Below are 17,122 nucleotides of genomic sequence, written 5' to 3' on the forward strand. Positions count from 1 at the left end.
TTTTTTGTGTTATGATGGTATCATTAAGAAAATCTTTAACGAATAATAAGATAAGGAGGTTTATATGAAGGCAGAATTGATTGCAGTTGGGACTGAGATTCTGACAGGTCAGATTGTGAACACCAATGCTCAATTTTTATCAGAAAAACTTGCAACCTTGGGCATCGATGTCTTTTTTCATACAGCAGTTGGTGACAATGAAGCGCGTCTCTTATCTGTATTAGATATTGCACGTAAGCGCAGTGATTTAGTTCTTCTCTGTGGTGGGTTGGGGCCGACCGAAGATGATCTGACCAAGCAAACTCTAGCCAAGTTTTTAGGTAAGGAACTGGTCTTTGACCAAGCAGCCTTGGAGAAATTAGACCGCTTTTTTGCAAGTAGAAAAGGGCGTGTTCGTACGCCAAATAATGAGCGTCAAGCCCAGCTTATCTCAGGTAGCATACCGCTTCACAATCCAGCAGGTCTAGCAGTTGGTGGCTTGATTGAGCATTCTGGCGTGACCTATATCGTGCTACCTGGTCCACCGAGTGAATTAAAGGCCATGTTTACAGAAAGTTTACATCCCTTGTTGCTTCATTCAGGTGAGAGATTATACTCTCGCGTTCTTCGATTCTTTGGCATTGGTGAAAGTCAACTGGTGACGGATTTGGCTGATTTGATTGATGCTCAGACTGATCCAACCTTGGCTCCTTATGCTAAGACAGGAGAAGTTACCTTACGTCTGTCTACGAAGGCAGAAGATGAGGCAAAAGCTAATCAAAAACTAGACCAATTGGAAAAAGAGATTTTATCGAGAAAACAACTTGCTAACTACCTGTATGGCTATGGTGAAGACAATAGTCTGGCCAAGATTGTGACTCGGGAATTAGAAGGGCAAGGGATTCGCTTTGCTATTGTGGAAAATAATACAGCTGGAATGCTGCAAGTTGACTTGACACTTTCTTTACAAAATCGTCAACTTTTTAAAGGCGGTCGAGTAATGACAGACGAGGGGGTAAGTGCTGAAACAGCAGAACAATTTGCAAGGTCGATCTGTAAAGAGTTAGATGCTGATGTCGGTCTTGTTCTTTTAGGAGGCATAAAACCCGAATCTCAAGTTGATAATGTCATGGCAAGCTACTTTATCGCTCTTTCTTTCAATGATCAAGTGACGGTGACAGAAGTTGATTTAGGAGGTTATACAGAGTTACACATCCGTCAGATTGCCTGTTTACATGCTCTGAATGCTATGCGTAATATTTTGTTAAACCATAAAATTTTGCTATAATGAGCTAAGAAATTAGAAGTAGAGGAGAAAGAAATTGGCGAAAAAACCAAGTAAAAAATTAGAAGATATTACCAAAAAATTTGGTGAGGAACGCAAAAAGGCCTTAGATGACGCTCTAAAAACGATTGAAAAAGATTTTGGTAAAGGGGCGATTATGCGCCTTGGAGAGCGTGCTGAACAAAAGGTTCAAGTTATGAGTTCAGGAAGCTTGTCGATTGATATTGCCTTAGGTGCTGGTGGTTATCCGAAAGGACGGATTATCGAAATCTACGGACCTGAAAGTTCAGGTAAGACGACAGTGGCTCTTCATGCGGTTGCCCAAGCACAAAAAGAAGGTGGTATTGCAGCCTTTATCGATGCTGAGCATGCACTTGACCCGGCCTATGCCCAAGCGCTTGGTGTGAATATTGATGAGTTGCTCTTGTCTCAACCAGACTCTGGTGAGCAGGGACTCGAAATTGCTGGTAAGTTGATTGATTCAGGTGCAGTTGACCTTGTAGTTGTTGACTCGGTTGCAGCCCTTGTGCCTCGTGCGGAGATTGATGGTGAGATTGGGGATAGCCACGTTGGTTTGCAGGCACGTATGATGAGCCAGGCTATGCGTAAGCTGTCTGCTTCCATTAACAAGACCAAAACGATTGCGATTTTCATCAACCAATTGCGTGAAAAAGTTGGTGTGATGTTTGGAAATCCTGAGACAACGCCTGGTGGGCGTGCGCTTAAATTCTACGCTTCTGTCCGTATGGATGTTCGTGGAAATACTCAGATTAAGGGGAGTGGTGACCAAAAAGATACCAATGTCGGAAAAGAAACCAAGGTGAAAATTGTTAAAAATAAGGTCGCTCCTCCTTTCAAGGAAGCCGTTGTTGAAATCATGTACGGCCACGGTATTTCACAAACGGGTGAATTGATTGAAATCGGTAGCAATCTTGGTATCATCAAAAAAGCTGGTGCTTGGTATTCTTACAACGATGAGAAAATCGGTCAAGGTTCAGAAAACGCTAAGAAATACTTGGAAGAGAATCCAGAAGTATTTGCTGAAATCGATCGCAAAATCCGTGTTCACTATGGCTTGATTGAAGATACAGAGCCTGCAGCAGTTGCTGAAAAGACAGAAGTTCCAGCAGACATTCAAGATGTTGTTCTTGATTTGGACGGCGGGATTGAATTAGAAGATTAGAAATCAAAGGAGGTGGAGATTTGTTCTCGCCTTTTTTTGTATAAAAACACCCCCCCATTTTACGAATATTTTTGTTAGAGTTTACAAAATAATGAGGTAAAAAGTGAAAAATAGGTCTTTAGACTGAAGCCTTTCTATGGTATAATGGAGTATAATGTGTTTAAGAAAATGTAGCAAAGGAGAGACTACATGATTAAAATTTATACAGTTTCCAGCTGTACAAGTTGTAAAAAAGCGAAAAACTGGCTCAATGCTCACCAGTTATCATACAACGAGCATAATTTAGGAAAAGAAGCTATCAGCAAAGAAGAGATTTTAAATATTCTAACGAAGACTGAAAATGGGATTGCGAGTATTGTATCCTCTAAAAATCGCTATGCTAAAAATCTCGACTGTGATATTGAAGATTTGAGTGTCAACGAAGTGATTGAGTTGATCACGGAAAATCCACGAATTTTAAAAAGCCCCATCCTAATTGATGAGAAACGCCTTCAGGTAGGCTATAAAGAAGACGACATCCGTGCTTTTCTACCCCGTTCTGTACGCAATGTAGAGAATGCACAAGCTCGTTTGCGTGCAGCTCTATAAGGTGCGCACTAGAGAGAAAAGTTTGATTTTTTGGTCAAACTTTTTTTGTCGCAGATAATAGAATTTGCTACGGCTAACATTTAGCCTGTAAAAGCCAGTAATATAAGGTCGAATCATTGATAGTATAGACTAAATATGGTATACTAAAGGTAGTAGAATAAGGAAAGAAGGTGTAAGTATGGGATTCACAGAAGAAACTGTTCGTTTTCGTTTGGATGATGTTAATAAACAAGAAATTAGCGAAACCTTGACAAATGTTTACCGTTCTCTCGATGAGAAAGGTTACAATCCAATTAACCAAATCGTAGGCTATGTATTGAGTGGAGATCCAGCTTATATCCCTCGTTACAATGATGCGCGGAACCGGATTCGTAAGTATGAACGCGATGAGATCGTAGAGGAATTGGTCCGTTTTTATTTGAAGGGAAATGGGATTGACCTCTGATGAGAATAATGGGATTAGATGTAGGTTCCAAAACAGTTGGAGTAGCAATTTCAGATCCTCTTGGCTTTACAGCGCAAGGATTGGAAATTATTCCGATTGATGAGGAGAAGGGTGAATTCGGATTTGACCGCTTGACAGAGCTGGTTCAAGAATACAAGGTGGATACATTCGTTGTAGGTCTACCGAAAAATATGAATAATACTAGCGGGCCGCGCGTTGAGGCTAGTCAAGCCTATGGTGACCGCTTGGTAGAACGATACGGTTTGCCAGTCAAGTATCAGGATGAACGCCTGACTACAGTGGCAGCAGAGCGCATGTTAATTGAGCAGGCAGACATCAGTCGCGGCAAACGCAAGAAAGTAATTGATAAGTTAGCTGCACAGCTCATTTTACAAAATTATTTAGATAGAACATTTTAAGGAGTAACACATGGCACACAATCACGAACATGATCATGATCATAACCACGATGAACGCGAGTTTATCACTCTAGTAGATGATAATGGAAACGAAACTCTATTTGAAATTCTTTTGACCATTGATGGACAAGAAGAGTTTGGCAAAAATTACGTTCTCCTTATCCCTGCAAGCGCAGAAGAAGATGAAAACGGTGAAGTTGAAATCCAAGCTTATTCATATATTGAAAATGAAAACGGCACAGAAGGCGACCTCCAACCAATCCCAGAAGACGCAACAGCAGAATGGGATATGATTGAAGAAGTCTTCAACAGCTTTATGGAGGAGTAAAAACGTCCAGTGGACGTTTTTAGCCCTGTCCTTAAAAATTCGAAGGGATAGGAAGTCCAGCGGGCTATTTTAGCTTCGCTCTTAAAAACAAGAAAGAGCGGGAAGTCCAGTGGACGTTTTTAAATGGCTCTTTGTCAACTGTAGTGGGTGACTTATAGCTACATACGAGAGGAGACGAAATTCGTCTTCTCTTTTTCGATGTTCAAAGCGAGGTAGATGCGTTTTTTGAAATTGTCAAAGTTCCGATAGCCGAATGCATTGCGCTTGATGTCTTTGATGAGTTTGTTAGTGGCTTCTAGCTTGGCATTAGAATAAGGAAGTTCGATGGCATTGGTGATATATTCCTGATAGCGTCTGAAAGTGTTCAAAGCTACCTTGAAGGTGTGATTGAGATGCGGTAAGGCATCGTGAATTAAGTTAAAGAAATGCTCGGAATTCTTCTCTTGGAGGTGAAAAAGTAATAACTGATAAAGGTCGTAATAGCCTTTTAACTCAGGGACCCGTTTGAACAACTTCTGGAGACATTCTCTAGGAGATAAGGTTTCTCTAAAGGTTCGGGAATAGAAAACATTTAGAGAGAGTTTTCGGCTATCTTTTTGAATTAGTTTCCAGTAGTATTTGAGGGCACGATACTCAATAGATTTTTTATCATATTGGTTCATGAGTTGGATACGCGTTTGGTTCAAAGCCCTACTCATGTGCTGAACGATATGAAAACGATCCAGAACAATTTTAGCTTTTGGGAATAAGCTCTTAATGAGAGGAATATAACTTCCAGACATATCAACCGTAACGACTTTTACCTTGTTTCTAGCTTCTTTAGAATACTTGAAGAAATGGTTTCGGATGGTCGTTTGTCTTCGATTATCGAGAATTGTTATGATTTTCCTTGTATTGAAATCTTGAGCAATAAAGGCTAGTTTTCCCTTCTGATAGGAGAATTCGTCCCAAGATAAAATTTCAGGTAGAGAAGAATAGTCCTCCTTGAACTGGAATTGCTTGAGTTTTCGATAGGCTGTGGAGATGGAGATAGCGAGCTTAGAAGCGATGTGAGATAGCGCTTCTCTATTGAGTAATAGTTGAGCAATCTTTTTCCAGACTAGTTCAGAGATTTGGCAGTTTTTCTTAACGAGACTAGTTTCAGAGACAGTCACTTTACGACAGGACTTACATTGAAACCGTCTCTTTTTCAAGCGAATAAGACTAGGGAAACCACCGATTTCAATGAAGGGGATTTTAGAAGGTTTTTGGAAGTCGTATTTGATTTGTTTCGCCTTGCAGTATTTACATTTGGGAGGGTGATAATCAAGTGTAGCGATGAGTTCGATATGGGTCTCGTGTTGAATGGCATGATTCAAGGTGATATTTTTATCTTTCATTCCGATGAGTAATGTGGTATTATTGAGGTGTTCCATAAGAGTCTTTCTAATGAGGGTTTGGTCGCTTTTCATTATAAGTCTTATGGGACTTTTTTGATACTCAAAAAGCTCTATAATCTCCATAGTGGAGTTACCCACTACAGAAATTATAGAGCCTTTTAAATAAGGCTAACAGAATCCTTTTGTAAATAGTAAGCAGAAATACGAGAGTGTAGGTCACGACTCGTATTTTTTCTGCGAAAAATGGGGAATATAACCTAGATAAAATTGTCATACTTAATTATTTTTGGTATAATATATAGATATTTTGAGGAGAGTGAAGGATGAAAAAGGAAGGATTTGGCGAGAAAGTTCGTAGACTACGAGAGAAACGAGGCTGGACGAGAGAGCAATTTTGTAACGATGAGCTAGATTTAACTGTACGACAGTTGACACGTATTGAACATGGGATATCGAAGCCCACCTTGACTAAAATATTTTTTATTGCGCGTCGTTTAGGCTTGTCGTTGTTTGAGCTGATGCCTGATTATATTGACTTGCCAGATCAGTACGTGAAGCTCAAATATGATATTTTGCGTACGCCAACCTATAATCAGCTCGATTTGGTTGAAAAGCGCAATCAGAAGCTGCTTGAAATCTATGATCACTTCTACGATATGCTGCCTGAAATCGAGCGACTTGCTATCGATACCTTACAGTCCACCATTGATGTGTTAGAAACCCAATCAGACACCTTTGGCAAAGATATTATCAATACCCATATTCCCCGAATCGAACGAAAGAAAAAATACGATGTTCATGATTTATTAATTATCCGTCTTTTTATTGAACATGCCTACCTGTCAACAACGGCGAAGACTGCTACTAGCAGAAAAGTGTTTTTAAAGCTGGTATCTGAGTTACCTAAACAGGTGGCGTTGATAGAGCCTGAGGATCTTTTTGTCCTTCGGAATGTCATCTTTGCTGCTATCCGTGTATTGGGTGCAAAAGGGATCTGTGAACCTATTCCAGTCTTACTTCAAGGGATTGATCAGATCATGCAGATTACGCAGGACTTTCAAAAATACCCGATTTTTAGTATGCTTCGGTGGAAATATGAGCTCTTGGTACACCGTGACGTTAAGCAGGCCTATGCTTATTGTAAGGAAGCACTTATCTTTGCAAGATTAATGGGAAATCGACATCTGATGGAGCAATTGCATAATCAGTGGCGACTAGATACAATGGATTTTGCGACATTTTTGTCCTGTTGATTTTCTTGATGGTTTACTATACTAAGACTATCAAGAAAGAAGGAGGCAAGAATGATGAAGACAATGCGTTATGCTGCTACAGTTGACTGGTCGGATTGGTGGGTGAAATAACCCACCGCTTTTTTGCTTTTTTGAACGAAAGTTGCTACTATAGAAAAAGTAGGAAAGGAGGCTGAAATGACGAGATTAGATAGGTGGTTAGATGCCAAGCAGGGACAAGTTTATCGTTACAAGATGGACAAAGTGCAGTATGCGCTCGACTTGCTCGGTCATCCTGAAAAAGACTTACCGGTTGTTCACGTGGCAGGAACGAACGGAAAAGGCTCTACCATAGCATTTTTACATCGTTTATTAGTTGCTCAGGGGTTTCGGGTTGGGACTTTTGTTTCTCCCCACATGGTGACTGTCCATGATCGGATTTGCATTAATGGACAGCCTATTTCAGAAGTTACTTTTCAAGAATTGTTAGAAAAAATTTTTAACCTAGAGCAGGAGGTGGAGCGCAAATATGAACCTTTTCGTTATTTTGAAGTGCTGACTCTGCTGATGTTCCTTCATTTTAAAGAACAGAATTTGGACTTTGCACTGATTGAAGTAGGAATAGGTGGCTTGCTTGATACGACTAATGTGGTAAATCCTTTGGTAACAGTGATTACGTCTATTGGTCTTGATCACCAGGATTTACTTGGTTATCATTTAGAAGATATTGCAGAGCAAAAAGCAGGAATTGTAAAACTACAAGTTCCGCTACTAGTCGGTCCATTGCCTGCCTCAGCTATTGAAATCTGTCGTAGAAAGGCAGAAGCTCTACAAGCACCGATTTATTGCGAAGGTCAGGACTTTTCCTTAGAAAATGGTCTATTTACCAATAGGGCACAAAGCATAGATGATATTCGTTTAGGATTGGTCGGTCAACACCAAAAAGAGAATGCCGCCCTTGCTTTGCAGGTCTTTAGTTTGCTCATGGAGGCTCGCAATCTGCCAGTAGATAGTAGAATGGTTCGTCATGCTTTAGCGACAACAAGCTGGGTAGGTCGTTTAGAAAAAGTAGGGCAACAGGGACGTATCTACCTGGACGGTGCCCATAATCTTCCCGCAATTGAGCGCTTGGTGGATTTTATACAATCGCAATCGGATGTTCAGCCTATGATTCTCTTTTCTGCTTTGAAACGAAAAGATTTTCGAGAAATGCTAGCCTATATCGAAAAAAGGTTGCCTCAGGCTACATTAGTCTTGACGAGCTTTGCCTATGACGGTGGTATAGAAGAGATAGATTGCCCAGAGGAATTGCGCTATGAAGCGGATTATGAGCGTTTCATACAGGAATGGGAAATAAACGCTGAAGCAGATGAAGTACTATTTATCACGGGTTCGCTCTACTTTATTTCAGAAGTTCGGAATTATTTTCAAAAAAGAGGTAATACTCTATAAAAATCAAAATCTGATTAGCTTCCACAATTGAGAATTGTGGAAGGCTGGAAATAGAGCGAGCGTAGCTCGCCCCCTTGCAATTGAGAATTGTGGAAGGCTGGAAATAGAGCGAGCGTAGCTCCCCCCCCTTGCAATTGAGAATTGTGGAAGGCTGGAAATAGAACGAGCGTAGCTCGAATCTTTGAACCCCTAGTTCAAACTAAAGGTAGCTGAGGATTATTGCATAATCCTTATTTCCAACTTTCAACAGTCCACCGGACTGTTGAAGCAAGGCGAGTTAACGACATCCGAGTTTGATGTTTGACGAGTATAAAGTGATTCTTTTTTACGAATAGACAGGTATGACAGATGAAGAAAAAGCTCAGTTTTTGGAGGAATTTCAGAAACAAACCGATCATATTTTTTGAGAATTGGAGTGCTATGCTCAGGTCCTGCACAATCAAAATAAGAAATGACATACGGCATACTTTTTGTTATAATAAAATGAATTGTGTAAGGAGGAACCAATGACAGAGACAGAAGTGACGTATAGTCGTTCAGAGAGCTATTCAAGACGCGGTCGCCGTGTTCGTCAAAATAAACAACCGCTATCCCTAAATGAAGATTTTCAGAAAAACATTCCCAAAACTAAGATTGTCCCCTCCTTATTATGGAGTTTGGTCTTGAGTATTCTTAGCGTTGCTAATCCGTTTTTGACCTCATTTGCTACGAATATGCAATCACAAGATTTGTATGCAGGTCTTGCAATGCAGGCAGGTCAGAGCCCTTATGGCCACTTTTTCGGTACGAGTGGTGTACTGTACTATTTACTTGTATCTGTCGGATCTTCATTTGGGACGACAGCTGGCCTTGTGTTCTTGCAGTGGCTTGTTTTATCTGCTGCGGGTATTTATTTCTATAAAATCTGTAGTTATGTTAGTCAGTCGAGTCGTTTGGCCCTAAGATTACAAAATTGGTTTTATTTATTTATTCTGGCTTTGAATATTGGAGGCGTCCAAGCAAGCTTGTTTGCCTTGCCATTTGTTCTGGCTGGTTTGTGGTTTGTCTTGCGTTACGTTGAACGAGCGGTTCGTGATGAGGGATTCATTTTATATGGCATCTATGCTGCAGTTGCCTTTATGATTTATCCTAAGAGCGTCTTGTTGTGGGTAGTGTCTGCTCTTGTCTTGACGGTTTACAATGTGACACGGCGCCAGATGGCGAGAGGTGTTTACCAAACCTTGGCAGCAATTTTTGGCTTCCTTCTCATCGTTTATTCAGTAGGTTATTACACCTTCGTAGAGCAAGTCTTGGGGGCTGCGATTCAACAGACGTTTTTCTATGAGTTTACCTTGAAATTTTCATATAATGGTATTCTCTGGACGCTTACTCAAATCTTTTTATTCCTGCTTTTGTCAGGCTTTTTAAAGAATTTCCTGCATTTACTCTTGTCTATGAAGCAAGGGAAACTTGTTTATTTCAAGGTTATTCTTGTGATGGTCTTTACCCTGCAACTTCTATTTCTCATAGCAGATAGCCATTTCGAGTTGAGCCATTTGGTGCTTCTTTTGCCAGCAGGTTTTATTATGGGATTGCTGGATCTATCTTCTGTCGCCCAAGGTGAAGAATTACTTGCGAAAAAAATGGCCCATTACTCTTACCTCCAATCACATATTTATCTACCATTACTTGGCTTGCTGTTACTCTTAGTCGTGAAACCGGCGGTTTCTTACTTTGTTGCTGGGGATGTGATGAAGGATCGCCAAGAAGTAGCTCGTTATATCAAGGAACACTCACAAAGTTCGGATGAAATGTATGCCTGGGATGATAGCGCTCAGATTTATCTTCAGAGTGAGCGTCGGTCAGTAGGAAAGATATTGACAGCTAGTCCTTATTTAGATACGAAGACCAATCAAGATAGTCTCGCCTTTGATTTAAACAAGAATAAGGCTCGCTATATTGTCATCAACAAGCAGATTCCGCTTCTTGATAGAGTCAAATCAAATTTGGAAAAGAATTACGAAGAAGTAGATTTGAAGATGAGTCAGCTGACTTTATATGAGAAAAAAGAATGAAAATGATTGTGTAAGCAATCATTTTTTGTTGTCTAAATGAAACTATATATTGTGTTTTTTATAAAAAAATAAGAAAATCAATACTAGATGTTGATTTTGTTTTTGTGAAGTGATACACTAGAGAAAGACAATGAAAGGAGAGAGTGAGAAAAAATGCGAGTACAAACAGAACAGACGATAGTCCCTGATATTCTTGTCCTCAAACGAGATGGGCGGACTGTCGCCTTTGATGCAGATAAAATTTTAGTGGCGCTTGGTCGGGCGAATGCTGAGCTGGAACATCCTAGCTCAAGGACGGCGCTTTACCAGGTGGTCGAAGCTGTGCTAGTAGAGATTGGTCGTCGCTTTCATGAGGATATTCAGATTTATGAGATTCAGACCATTGTGGAGCAGGAATTGCTCAAGGCGCATTTGTATGACTTAGCTGAGGTTTATATTCAGTATCGGACCAAGCGAGATTTTGAGCGTCATCAAGCGATGGACATCAATTTCACCATTGAGAAGCTTTTGACAAAAGATCAGACGGTGGTCAATGAAAATGCTAACAAGGACAGTGATGTTTTCAATACCCAACGCGATTTGACCGCAGGAATTGTTGGGAAGTCCATTGGTCTCAAGCTTCTACCAGCTCATGTGGCGAATGCCCATCAAAAAGGGGAACTTCATTTCCATGATTTGGATTATAGTCCTTATACGCCGATGACCAACTGTTGCTTGATTGATTTTAAGGGGATGCTGGCAAATGGTTTTAAGATTGGCAATGCCGAGGTAGAAAGTCCCAAATCGATTCAAACAGCGACAGCTCAGATTTCGCAAATTATCGCAAATGTCGCCTCAAGTCAGTATGGTGGTTGTACAGCAGATCGTGTAGATGAGTTGTTAGCGCCGTATGCAGAATTGAATTATCAGAAGCATTTAAAGGATGCAAGAGAGTGGGTATTACCTGAAAAGCAGGAAGAATATGCGCGTGAAAAGACTAAAAAAGATATCTATGATGCCATGCAGTCCTTGGAATATGAGATTAATACCTTATTTACCTCAAATGGACAGACGCCATTTACTTCTTTGGGCTTTGGTCTTGGAACATCTTGGTTTGAACGAGAAATTCAAAAAGCGATTTTACAGATTCGGATTAAGGGATTGGGGAGTGAAGAGAGGACAGCTATTTTTCCAAAGTTGATTTTTACCTTGAAACGGGGGCTAAACTTGGAAGAGGATAGTCCTAACTACGACATCAAGTTGTTGGCCTTGGAGTGCGCGACGAAGAGAATGTATCCTGATGTCTTGTCTTATGATAAGATTGTTGACTTGACGGGATCGTTCAAAGCACCTATGGGCTGTCGCTCGTTCTTACAGGGCTGGGTAGATGAAAATGGTGAAGAAGTCAATTCTGGTCGGATGAATCTGGGAGTTGTGACCCTCAATCTTCCTCGGATTGCCATGGAATCTGGCGGTGATATACTCAAATTTTGGGATATTTTCGAGGAGCGTATGGGGATTGCCAAAGATGCTCTAGTCTACCGTATGCACCGAGTTATGGAGGCGCGACCGGCCAATGCCCCTATTCTCTATCAGTATGGTGCTTTTGGAAAACGTTTAGGTAAGGATGATGCGGTGAGCCAACTCTTTATCAATCGTCGTGCAACGATTTCGCTGGGCTACATCGGCTTGTATGAAGTTGCGGCGGTCTTTTACGGTAGCGATTGGGAGACTAATCCAGTTGCCAAAGAATTTACACTGGATATTATTCGGGTCATGAAAGAGCGGGTTGGTGCTTGGTCGGATGAGTATGATGTGCATTTTTCAATTTACTCGACACCGTCTGAGAGTTTGACAGATCGATTCTGTCGTTTGGATCGGGAAAAATTTGGTTTGGTCAAGGACATTACAGATAAAGAATACTATACAAATTCTTTCCATTATGATGTACGGAAAAATCCAACACCGTTTGAAAAATTAGAATTTGAAAAGGATTATCCCGAAGCGGGTGCAACAGGTGGATTTATCCACTATTGTGAATATCCTGTTTTGCAGCAGAATCCTAAGGCTTTGGAGGCTGTGTGGGACTTTGCTTATGACCGCGTGGGCTATTTGGGGACTAATACACCGATTGATCGCTGTTATGAGTGCCATTTTGAAGGTGATTTTACACCGACTGAGCGGGGCTTCAAATGCCCGAACTGTGGCAATACAGATCCTAAAACGGTTGATGTGGTTAAGAGAACCTGTGGTTATTTAGGAAATCCGCAGGCAAGACCCATGGTCAATGGCCGTCACAAAGAGATTGCTGCGCGGGTCAAACATATGAATGGATCTACGATAAGGATAAAAGGAGATACAAATGGGGAAATACCAGCTAGATGATAAGGGGAAAGCCCTCGTTGAGCGCTACCATGAAAAACATTCCAAAGGTGGCATGAATAAGAAAGACAAGATTGCCCAACTACGGGAGCAGTTTTTGAAAAAACAAGAGAAATAACAATAGAGGAGGGCGTTGCTCTCCTTGTCTTGTAAGGAGGAGACGATGGAACTAAGAAGAGCAACTTTCGCAGATAAAGCAACCATTTTAGAGATGATAGAGGAATTTCGCAGTGTGAACAGCCCCACGGATGGATTTTTTGGTGGGGCAGATTTTAATTATGAAAACTGGTTGGAAACAAATGCGGCTGCAGAAATGGGGCTAGAGCTTCCTGCGGGTTTTGTACCATATATCCAGTATGTCTCTTTTGATAATAGCAATCGAGCGCTGGGCTTTTTGAATCTGCGTTTGCGGTTAAGTGATCAACTACTGCAACACGGAGGTCATATCGGCTATAGCATTCGTCCTAGCGAGCGCGGGAAAGGCTATGCTAAAGAGCAGTTGCGTCTAGGATTGGTGGAAGCAACATCCAAAAATATTTCTCGGGTGCTAGTGACCTGCCGTGTGGACAACGAAGCTAGTCGCAGAACCATTTTCTCACAAGGTGGACGGTTGGAGAATCAGGTTGGCGAGACTGAACGGTATTGGATTGATGTGGAGGAGTTATGAACAATCCCAAGCCACAAGAGTGGAAAAGTGAAGAACTGAGCCAGGGGCGAATTATTGACTACAAGGCCTTTAATTTCGTGGACGGAGAAGGGGTACGCAATTCTCTCTACGTTGCAGGCTGCATGTTTCATTGTGAGGGCTGCTACAATGTTGCGACCTGGTCTTTTAAGGCGGGTATTCCCTATACTCAGGAGCTGGAGGAGCAAATTATGCAAGATCTTGCCCAACCCTATGTACAGGGATTGACCCTGTTAGGCGGCGAGCCCTTTTTGAATACGGGCATTCTTCTTCCCTTGGTGAAGCGGATTCGAAAAGAGCTACCTAACAAGGATATTTGGTCTTGGACGGGCTATACCTGGGAAGAAATGATGTTGGAGACGCCTGATAAGTTGGAATTATTACGCCATATTGATATTCTAGTGGACGGACGATACGATCGCACCAAACGTAATCTCATGTTGCAATTTCGTGGGTCAAGTAACCAGCGAATCATCGATGTGCAGAAATCGCTAGCGCAAAATCAAGTCGTCGTCTGGGAGAAATTGCAGGACGGAACGAGCCAATATGAACAGGTGGTGCGAGAGGAAAAATAGGTCCAATTTTCTTCATAATTGTGATATAATGGTAGGGTTATTTTAGGGAAGAGAGTCAGAATATGTACGATTATATTATTGTTGGAGCAGGATTATCAGGTGCTGTATTTGCCTACGAAGCAACTAAACGTGGTAAGACCGTCAAGGTGATTGACAAGCGAGACCATATTGGAGGCAATATCTATTGTGAATCAATCGAGGGGATTAATGTCCATAAATATGGGGCCCATATTTTCCATACGTCGAACAAACGGATTTGGGAGTATGTCAATCAATTTGCAGATTTTAATCACTATATCAACTCGCCTGTTGCGAATTATAAAGGAAAATTGTATAATCTGCCCTTTAATATGAATACCTTTTATGCCATGTGGGGTACTAAGACCCCGCAGGAGGTTAGGGACAAAATAGCAGAGCAGACCCAGCATTTAAAAGATACGAAACCTCGGAATTTAGAGGAGCAGGCTCTGAAATTGATTGGAAAAGATGTCTATGAAATCCTCATCAAGGGCTATACAGAAAAGCAGTGGGGACGTTCCGCGACAGATTTGCCAGCCTTTATCATCAAACGCTTACCAGTTCGCTTTACTTTTGATAACAATTACTTCAATGACCGCTATCAAGGGATTCCAGAGGGGGGCTATAATGTCATCATCGAGAAGATGCTAGAGGGGATTGATCTAGATCTTGGGGTGGATTTTTTTGAACAGAGAGAAGTCTTGGAAGCGCAGGCTAAAAAAGTGGTCTTTACAGGGATGATTGACCAGTATTTTGACTACAAGCACGGGGAATTGGACTATCGTGGTCTCCGCTTTGAACATGAGGTACTGGAGACAGATAATTTCCAAGGAAATGCCGTGGTCAATTATACAGAACGAGAAGTTCCCTATACTCGGATTATTGAGCATAAGCATTTTGAATTTGGAAATCAGGAAAAGACGGTTATTACGAGAGAGTATCCGGCCAATTGGTACAAGGGTGATGAGCCTTATTATCCGATTAACGATGCAGAAAACAATGCTATTTTTGCCAAGTATGCGAAAGAAGCAGAAAACATCAAAGACAAGGTCATTTTCTGTGGTCGCTTGGCAGATTACAAGTACTACGATATGCACCTCGTCATTGAGCGAGCGCTTGAAGTGGTAGAAGCAGAGTTTGGGGAATGATATAGTCATCTATTACACTGTTGACTAGCCTTGCCTAGCATTGAAGTAGATTGAATAAAGGCTAGGACATCGTTAAGTCGCTTTTATGAACGCCAGTCCTTGCCTTGCCCTGTTCTTTTCTCAATCCACTATAAATCAAAACTAAAAGACTATACGAAAAGCCCCTAGATTGGAATCGACCAGTCTAGGGGTTTGTGTACAGTAGAACAAATTTGCTTATCGCAACCAAAAAGCCTTGCGGTACAAGGCTTTCGGAGATATGCGAACATCCTCCCTGTAGGGATCGAACCTACGACCCACGGATTAAGAGTCCGCTGCTCTGCCAGCTGAGCTAAGGAAGGAAAAGAAAAACGCTGTATTGGTACCGGTGATTCATGAATTGTATTGATCCCGCACAGTAAGTAGCAGGTGGGTAACTCGTTTCTAACTTCAGTCGCTTCCGTGTGAGACGGCCTGCATACTGTTAGAAAACTCTTGTTTCCCTAGTAATACAAAAATAGTCGGTCAACACATAGGTATGAATTCGTATACCACAGCAGTTCTTATCTATGTATTTATCTTATCATATTTTTGAAAAAAATCAAGAGAAAATTTGTAAAAAAGAAAGCGTTGCCATAAAGAAAGCGTGTTTTCCTTACTCTCTCAAGGTCTTTTGGCCTTTCGTTTTTTTAGTTCTTGAATTTTCTCCTGGGTTAGTTTGAGTGCTCGCTCGTATTTCCCAGTGTCATTAGCTGAAAAATATTGCTTATCTCGTAATTTATCTGGTAGATATTGCTGGTCGACCCATTTTTCAGGAAAGTTATGAGGATAGAGATAATCTTGCGCATTGCCTAATTCCTTGCTTCCCTTGTAATGACCATCTCGGAGATGACGTGGAATGGGAAGATGCCCTGTTTTTTTGAGGTCAGCAATCGCTTGATCCATGGCTAGATAAGCAGAGTTTGATTTTGGTGACAGGGCGAGATCGATGACAATGTTGGCAAGGGGAATGCGAGCTTCTGGAAAACCAATTTTTTGAGCGGCTTCAAGGGCCGTTACCGTGTGGATTTGAGCTTCAGGATTGGCAAGTCCGATGTCTTCGTAGGCAATCACCATGAGTCGCCTTGCAAGGCTTGGTAAATCACCAGCTTCAATCAAGCGGGCGGCATAGTGGAGACTGGCGTTGACATCACTCCCGCGGATGGATTTTTGAAGAGCAGAGAGGACATCGTAATGTCCGTCGCCATTCTTGTCCATGGTGATATAGCTTTTTTGTAAACTATTTTCCATGGTGTCACGTGTGATATGGCGGATGCCCTCATCATTCTCAGGGGTGGATAGAACGGCTAATTCTAAGGAGTTGAAAGCAGAGCGTAAATCTCCGTTGGTACTGGTTGCAATGAAATCGAGCGCCTCATCATCGAGGATAACAGGAAAATCAAAGCCACGCTCAGTATCAGTAATGGCAATCTGAACAGCTGTTTTGATGTCATCGTTTGAAAGTGGTTCTAACTCAAAAATTTGAACACGACTGCGAATGGCAGGTGTCACAGAAAAGAAAGGATTTTCTGTGGTGGCGCCAATCATGATGAGGTTGCCGTTTTCAAGGAGAGGCAATAGAAAATCTTGTTTGGTCTTATCCAAGCGATGAATCTCATCAAGAAGTAGAATCAGACCACCTGAAAATTTGGCTTCTTCTGCAATTTCTTGGAGTCGCTTTTTGGTGTCAACAGTCGCATTGAAGGTGCGAAAGGCGTATTTTGAGGTGCCTGCAATAGCGCTAGCAATACTGGTTTTTCCAATTCCTGGTGGACCATATAAAATCATGGACGACAGCCGTTTTGCCTCAACCATCCGGCGGATAATTTTTCCTTCTCCGATTAAGTGGTCTTGTCCAATAATCTGGTCAATGGTTTTGGGACGCATGTTAAGAGCGAGGTTGTTGATCATGAGGCTCCTTTCTGTCCTATCTTTTTACTTGGTTTTGTGTTACACTTATCTATATATTCTAT

16 protein-coding genes, 1 tRNA gene and 1 other RNA gene are annotated in these 17,122 nt (G+C 41.5%); 14 read left to right on the forward strand and 4 right to left on the reverse strand.

Annotated elements, in window-relative coordinates; genetic code table 11:
- Positions 1-64 precede the first annotated feature (64 nt).
- The 6 genes from CHF41_RS00445 to CHF41_RS00470 all read left to right on the forward strand — a co-directional run bounded on the left by CHF41_RS00445 (position 65) and on the right by CHF41_RS00470 (position 4,227).
- Positions 65-1,267: a competence/damage-inducible protein A gene (locus tag CHF41_RS00445; RefSeq protein ID WP_119875510.1), complete on the forward strand. Its 1,203-nt coding sequence runs from the start codon at positions 65-67 to the stop codon at positions 1,265-1,267.
- Between the two features lie 34 nt (positions 1,268-1,301).
- Positions 1,302-2,447 carry a recombinase RecA gene (recA, locus tag CHF41_RS00450; protein ID WP_119875511.1) on the forward strand — a complete coding sequence of 382 codons (1,146 nt, stop codon included), beginning with the start codon at positions 1,302-1,304 and terminating at the stop codon, positions 2,445-2,447.
- A gap of 189 nt (positions 2,448-2,636) precedes the next feature.
- Entirely contained in the window at positions 2,637-3,035 is a 399-nt protein-coding gene (spx, locus tag CHF41_RS00455; RefSeq protein ID WP_075105162.1) for a transcriptional regulator Spx, read from the forward strand.
- 178 nt (positions 3,036-3,213) lie between these two features.
- Positions 3,214-3,480, forward strand: a complete 267-nt coding sequence (locus CHF41_RS00460; RefSeq protein ID WP_075099514.1) for an IreB family regulatory phosphoprotein — start codon at positions 3,214-3,216, stop codon at positions 3,478-3,480.
- Positions 3,480-3,899, forward strand: a complete 420-nt coding sequence (gene ruvX / locus CHF41_RS00465; protein WP_119875512.1) for a Holliday junction resolvase RuvX — start codon at positions 3,480-3,482, stop codon at positions 3,897-3,899. The genes CHF41_RS00460 and ruvX overlap by 1 nt, the downstream gene beginning before the upstream one ends.
- Positions 3,900-3,909: 10 nt before the next feature.
- Complete coding sequence (locus CHF41_RS00470) at positions 3,910-4,227, forward strand: DUF1292 domain-containing protein (RefSeq protein WP_075105164.1); 318 nt, start codon at positions 3,910-3,912, stop codon at positions 4,225-4,227.
- A gap of 158 nt (positions 4,228-4,385) precedes the next feature.
- On the opposite strand, the gene CHF41_RS00475 is transcribed toward CHF41_RS00470, so the two are convergent.
- On the reverse strand, positions 4,386-5,642 hold the full coding sequence (locus CHF41_RS00475) for an ISL3 family transposase (protein WP_119875513.1): 1,257 nt from the start codon (positions 5,640-5,642) through the stop codon (positions 4,386-4,388).
- 287 nt (positions 5,643-5,929) lie between these two features.
- Here CHF41_RS00475 and CHF41_RS00480 point away from each other — a divergent pair, with 287 nt between their 5' ends.
- From CHF41_RS00480 to glf, 8 genes are all read left to right on the forward strand, one after another.
- Positions 5,930-6,859, forward strand: a complete 930-nt coding sequence (locus tag CHF41_RS00480; protein ID WP_119875514.1) for a helix-turn-helix domain-containing protein — start codon at positions 5,930-5,932, stop codon at positions 6,857-6,859.
- A 177-nt stretch (positions 6,860-7,036) separates the two neighbouring features.
- Positions 7,037-8,290, forward strand: coding sequence for a bifunctional folylpolyglutamate synthase/dihydrofolate synthase (locus CHF41_RS00485; RefSeq protein WP_119875515.1), 1,254 nt, complete (start codon positions 7,037-7,039; stop codon positions 8,288-8,290).
- Between the two features lie 506 nt (positions 8,291-8,796).
- Positions 8,797-10,344 (forward strand): glycosyltransferase family protein, encoded by a 1,548-nt coding sequence (locus tag CHF41_RS00490; protein WP_119875516.1) that lies wholly within the window; start codon positions 8,797-8,799, stop codon positions 10,342-10,344.
- Positions 10,345-10,497: 153 nt separating this feature from the next.
- Complete coding sequence (nrdD, locus tag CHF41_RS00495; protein ID WP_119875517.1) at positions 10,498-12,708, forward strand: anaerobic ribonucleoside-triphosphate reductase; 2,211 nt, start codon at positions 10,498-10,500, stop codon at positions 12,706-12,708.
- Entirely contained in the window at positions 12,686-12,823 is a 138-nt protein-coding gene (locus CHF41_RS10015) for a hypothetical protein (RefSeq protein WP_162911895.1), read from the forward strand. Before nrdD ends, CHF41_RS10015 begins: the two co-directional genes overlap by 23 nt.
- Before the next feature lie 45 nt (positions 12,824-12,868).
- Positions 12,869-13,372 carry a GNAT family N-acetyltransferase gene (locus CHF41_RS00500; RefSeq protein WP_119875518.1) on the forward strand — a complete coding sequence of 168 codons (504 nt, stop codon included), beginning with the start codon at positions 12,869-12,871 and terminating at the stop codon, positions 13,370-13,372.
- The gene (nrdG, locus tag CHF41_RS00505; protein WP_119875519.1) at positions 13,369-13,965 is read left to right on the forward strand and encodes an anaerobic ribonucleoside-triphosphate reductase activating protein; all 597 of its coding nucleotides are present in this window, start codon (positions 13,369-13,371) and stop codon (positions 13,963-13,965) included. The genes CHF41_RS00500 and nrdG overlap by 4 nt, the downstream gene beginning before the upstream one ends.
- Before the next feature lie 62 nt (positions 13,966-14,027).
- Entirely contained in the window at positions 14,028-15,131 is a 1,104-nt protein-coding gene (glf, locus tag CHF41_RS00510) for a UDP-galactopyranose mutase (RefSeq protein WP_119875520.1), read from the forward strand.
- Positions 15,132-15,399: 268 nt separating this feature from the next.
- Here the strand turns inward: glf and CHF41_RS00515 are convergent.
- From CHF41_RS00515 to CHF41_RS00525, 3 genes are all read right to left on the reverse strand, one after another.
- Positions 15,400-15,472: transfer RNA gene (locus CHF41_RS00515), tRNA-Lys, on the reverse strand.
- Between the two features lie 5 nt (positions 15,473-15,477).
- Positions 15,478-15,673: non-coding RNA, 6S RNA (gene ssrS / locus CHF41_RS00520), on the reverse strand.
- A 100-nt stretch (positions 15,674-15,773) separates the two neighbouring features.
- Complete coding sequence (locus tag CHF41_RS00525; protein WP_119875521.1) at positions 15,774-17,060, reverse strand: replication-associated recombination protein A; 1,287 nt, start codon at positions 17,058-17,060, stop codon at positions 15,774-15,776.
- Positions 17,061-17,122 lie beyond the last annotated feature (62 nt).

The organism is Streptococcus respiraculi (assembly GCF_003595525.1).
GTDB classification, from domain to species: domain Bacteria; phylum Bacillota; class Bacilli; order Lactobacillales; family Streptococcaceae; genus Streptococcus; species Streptococcus respiraculi.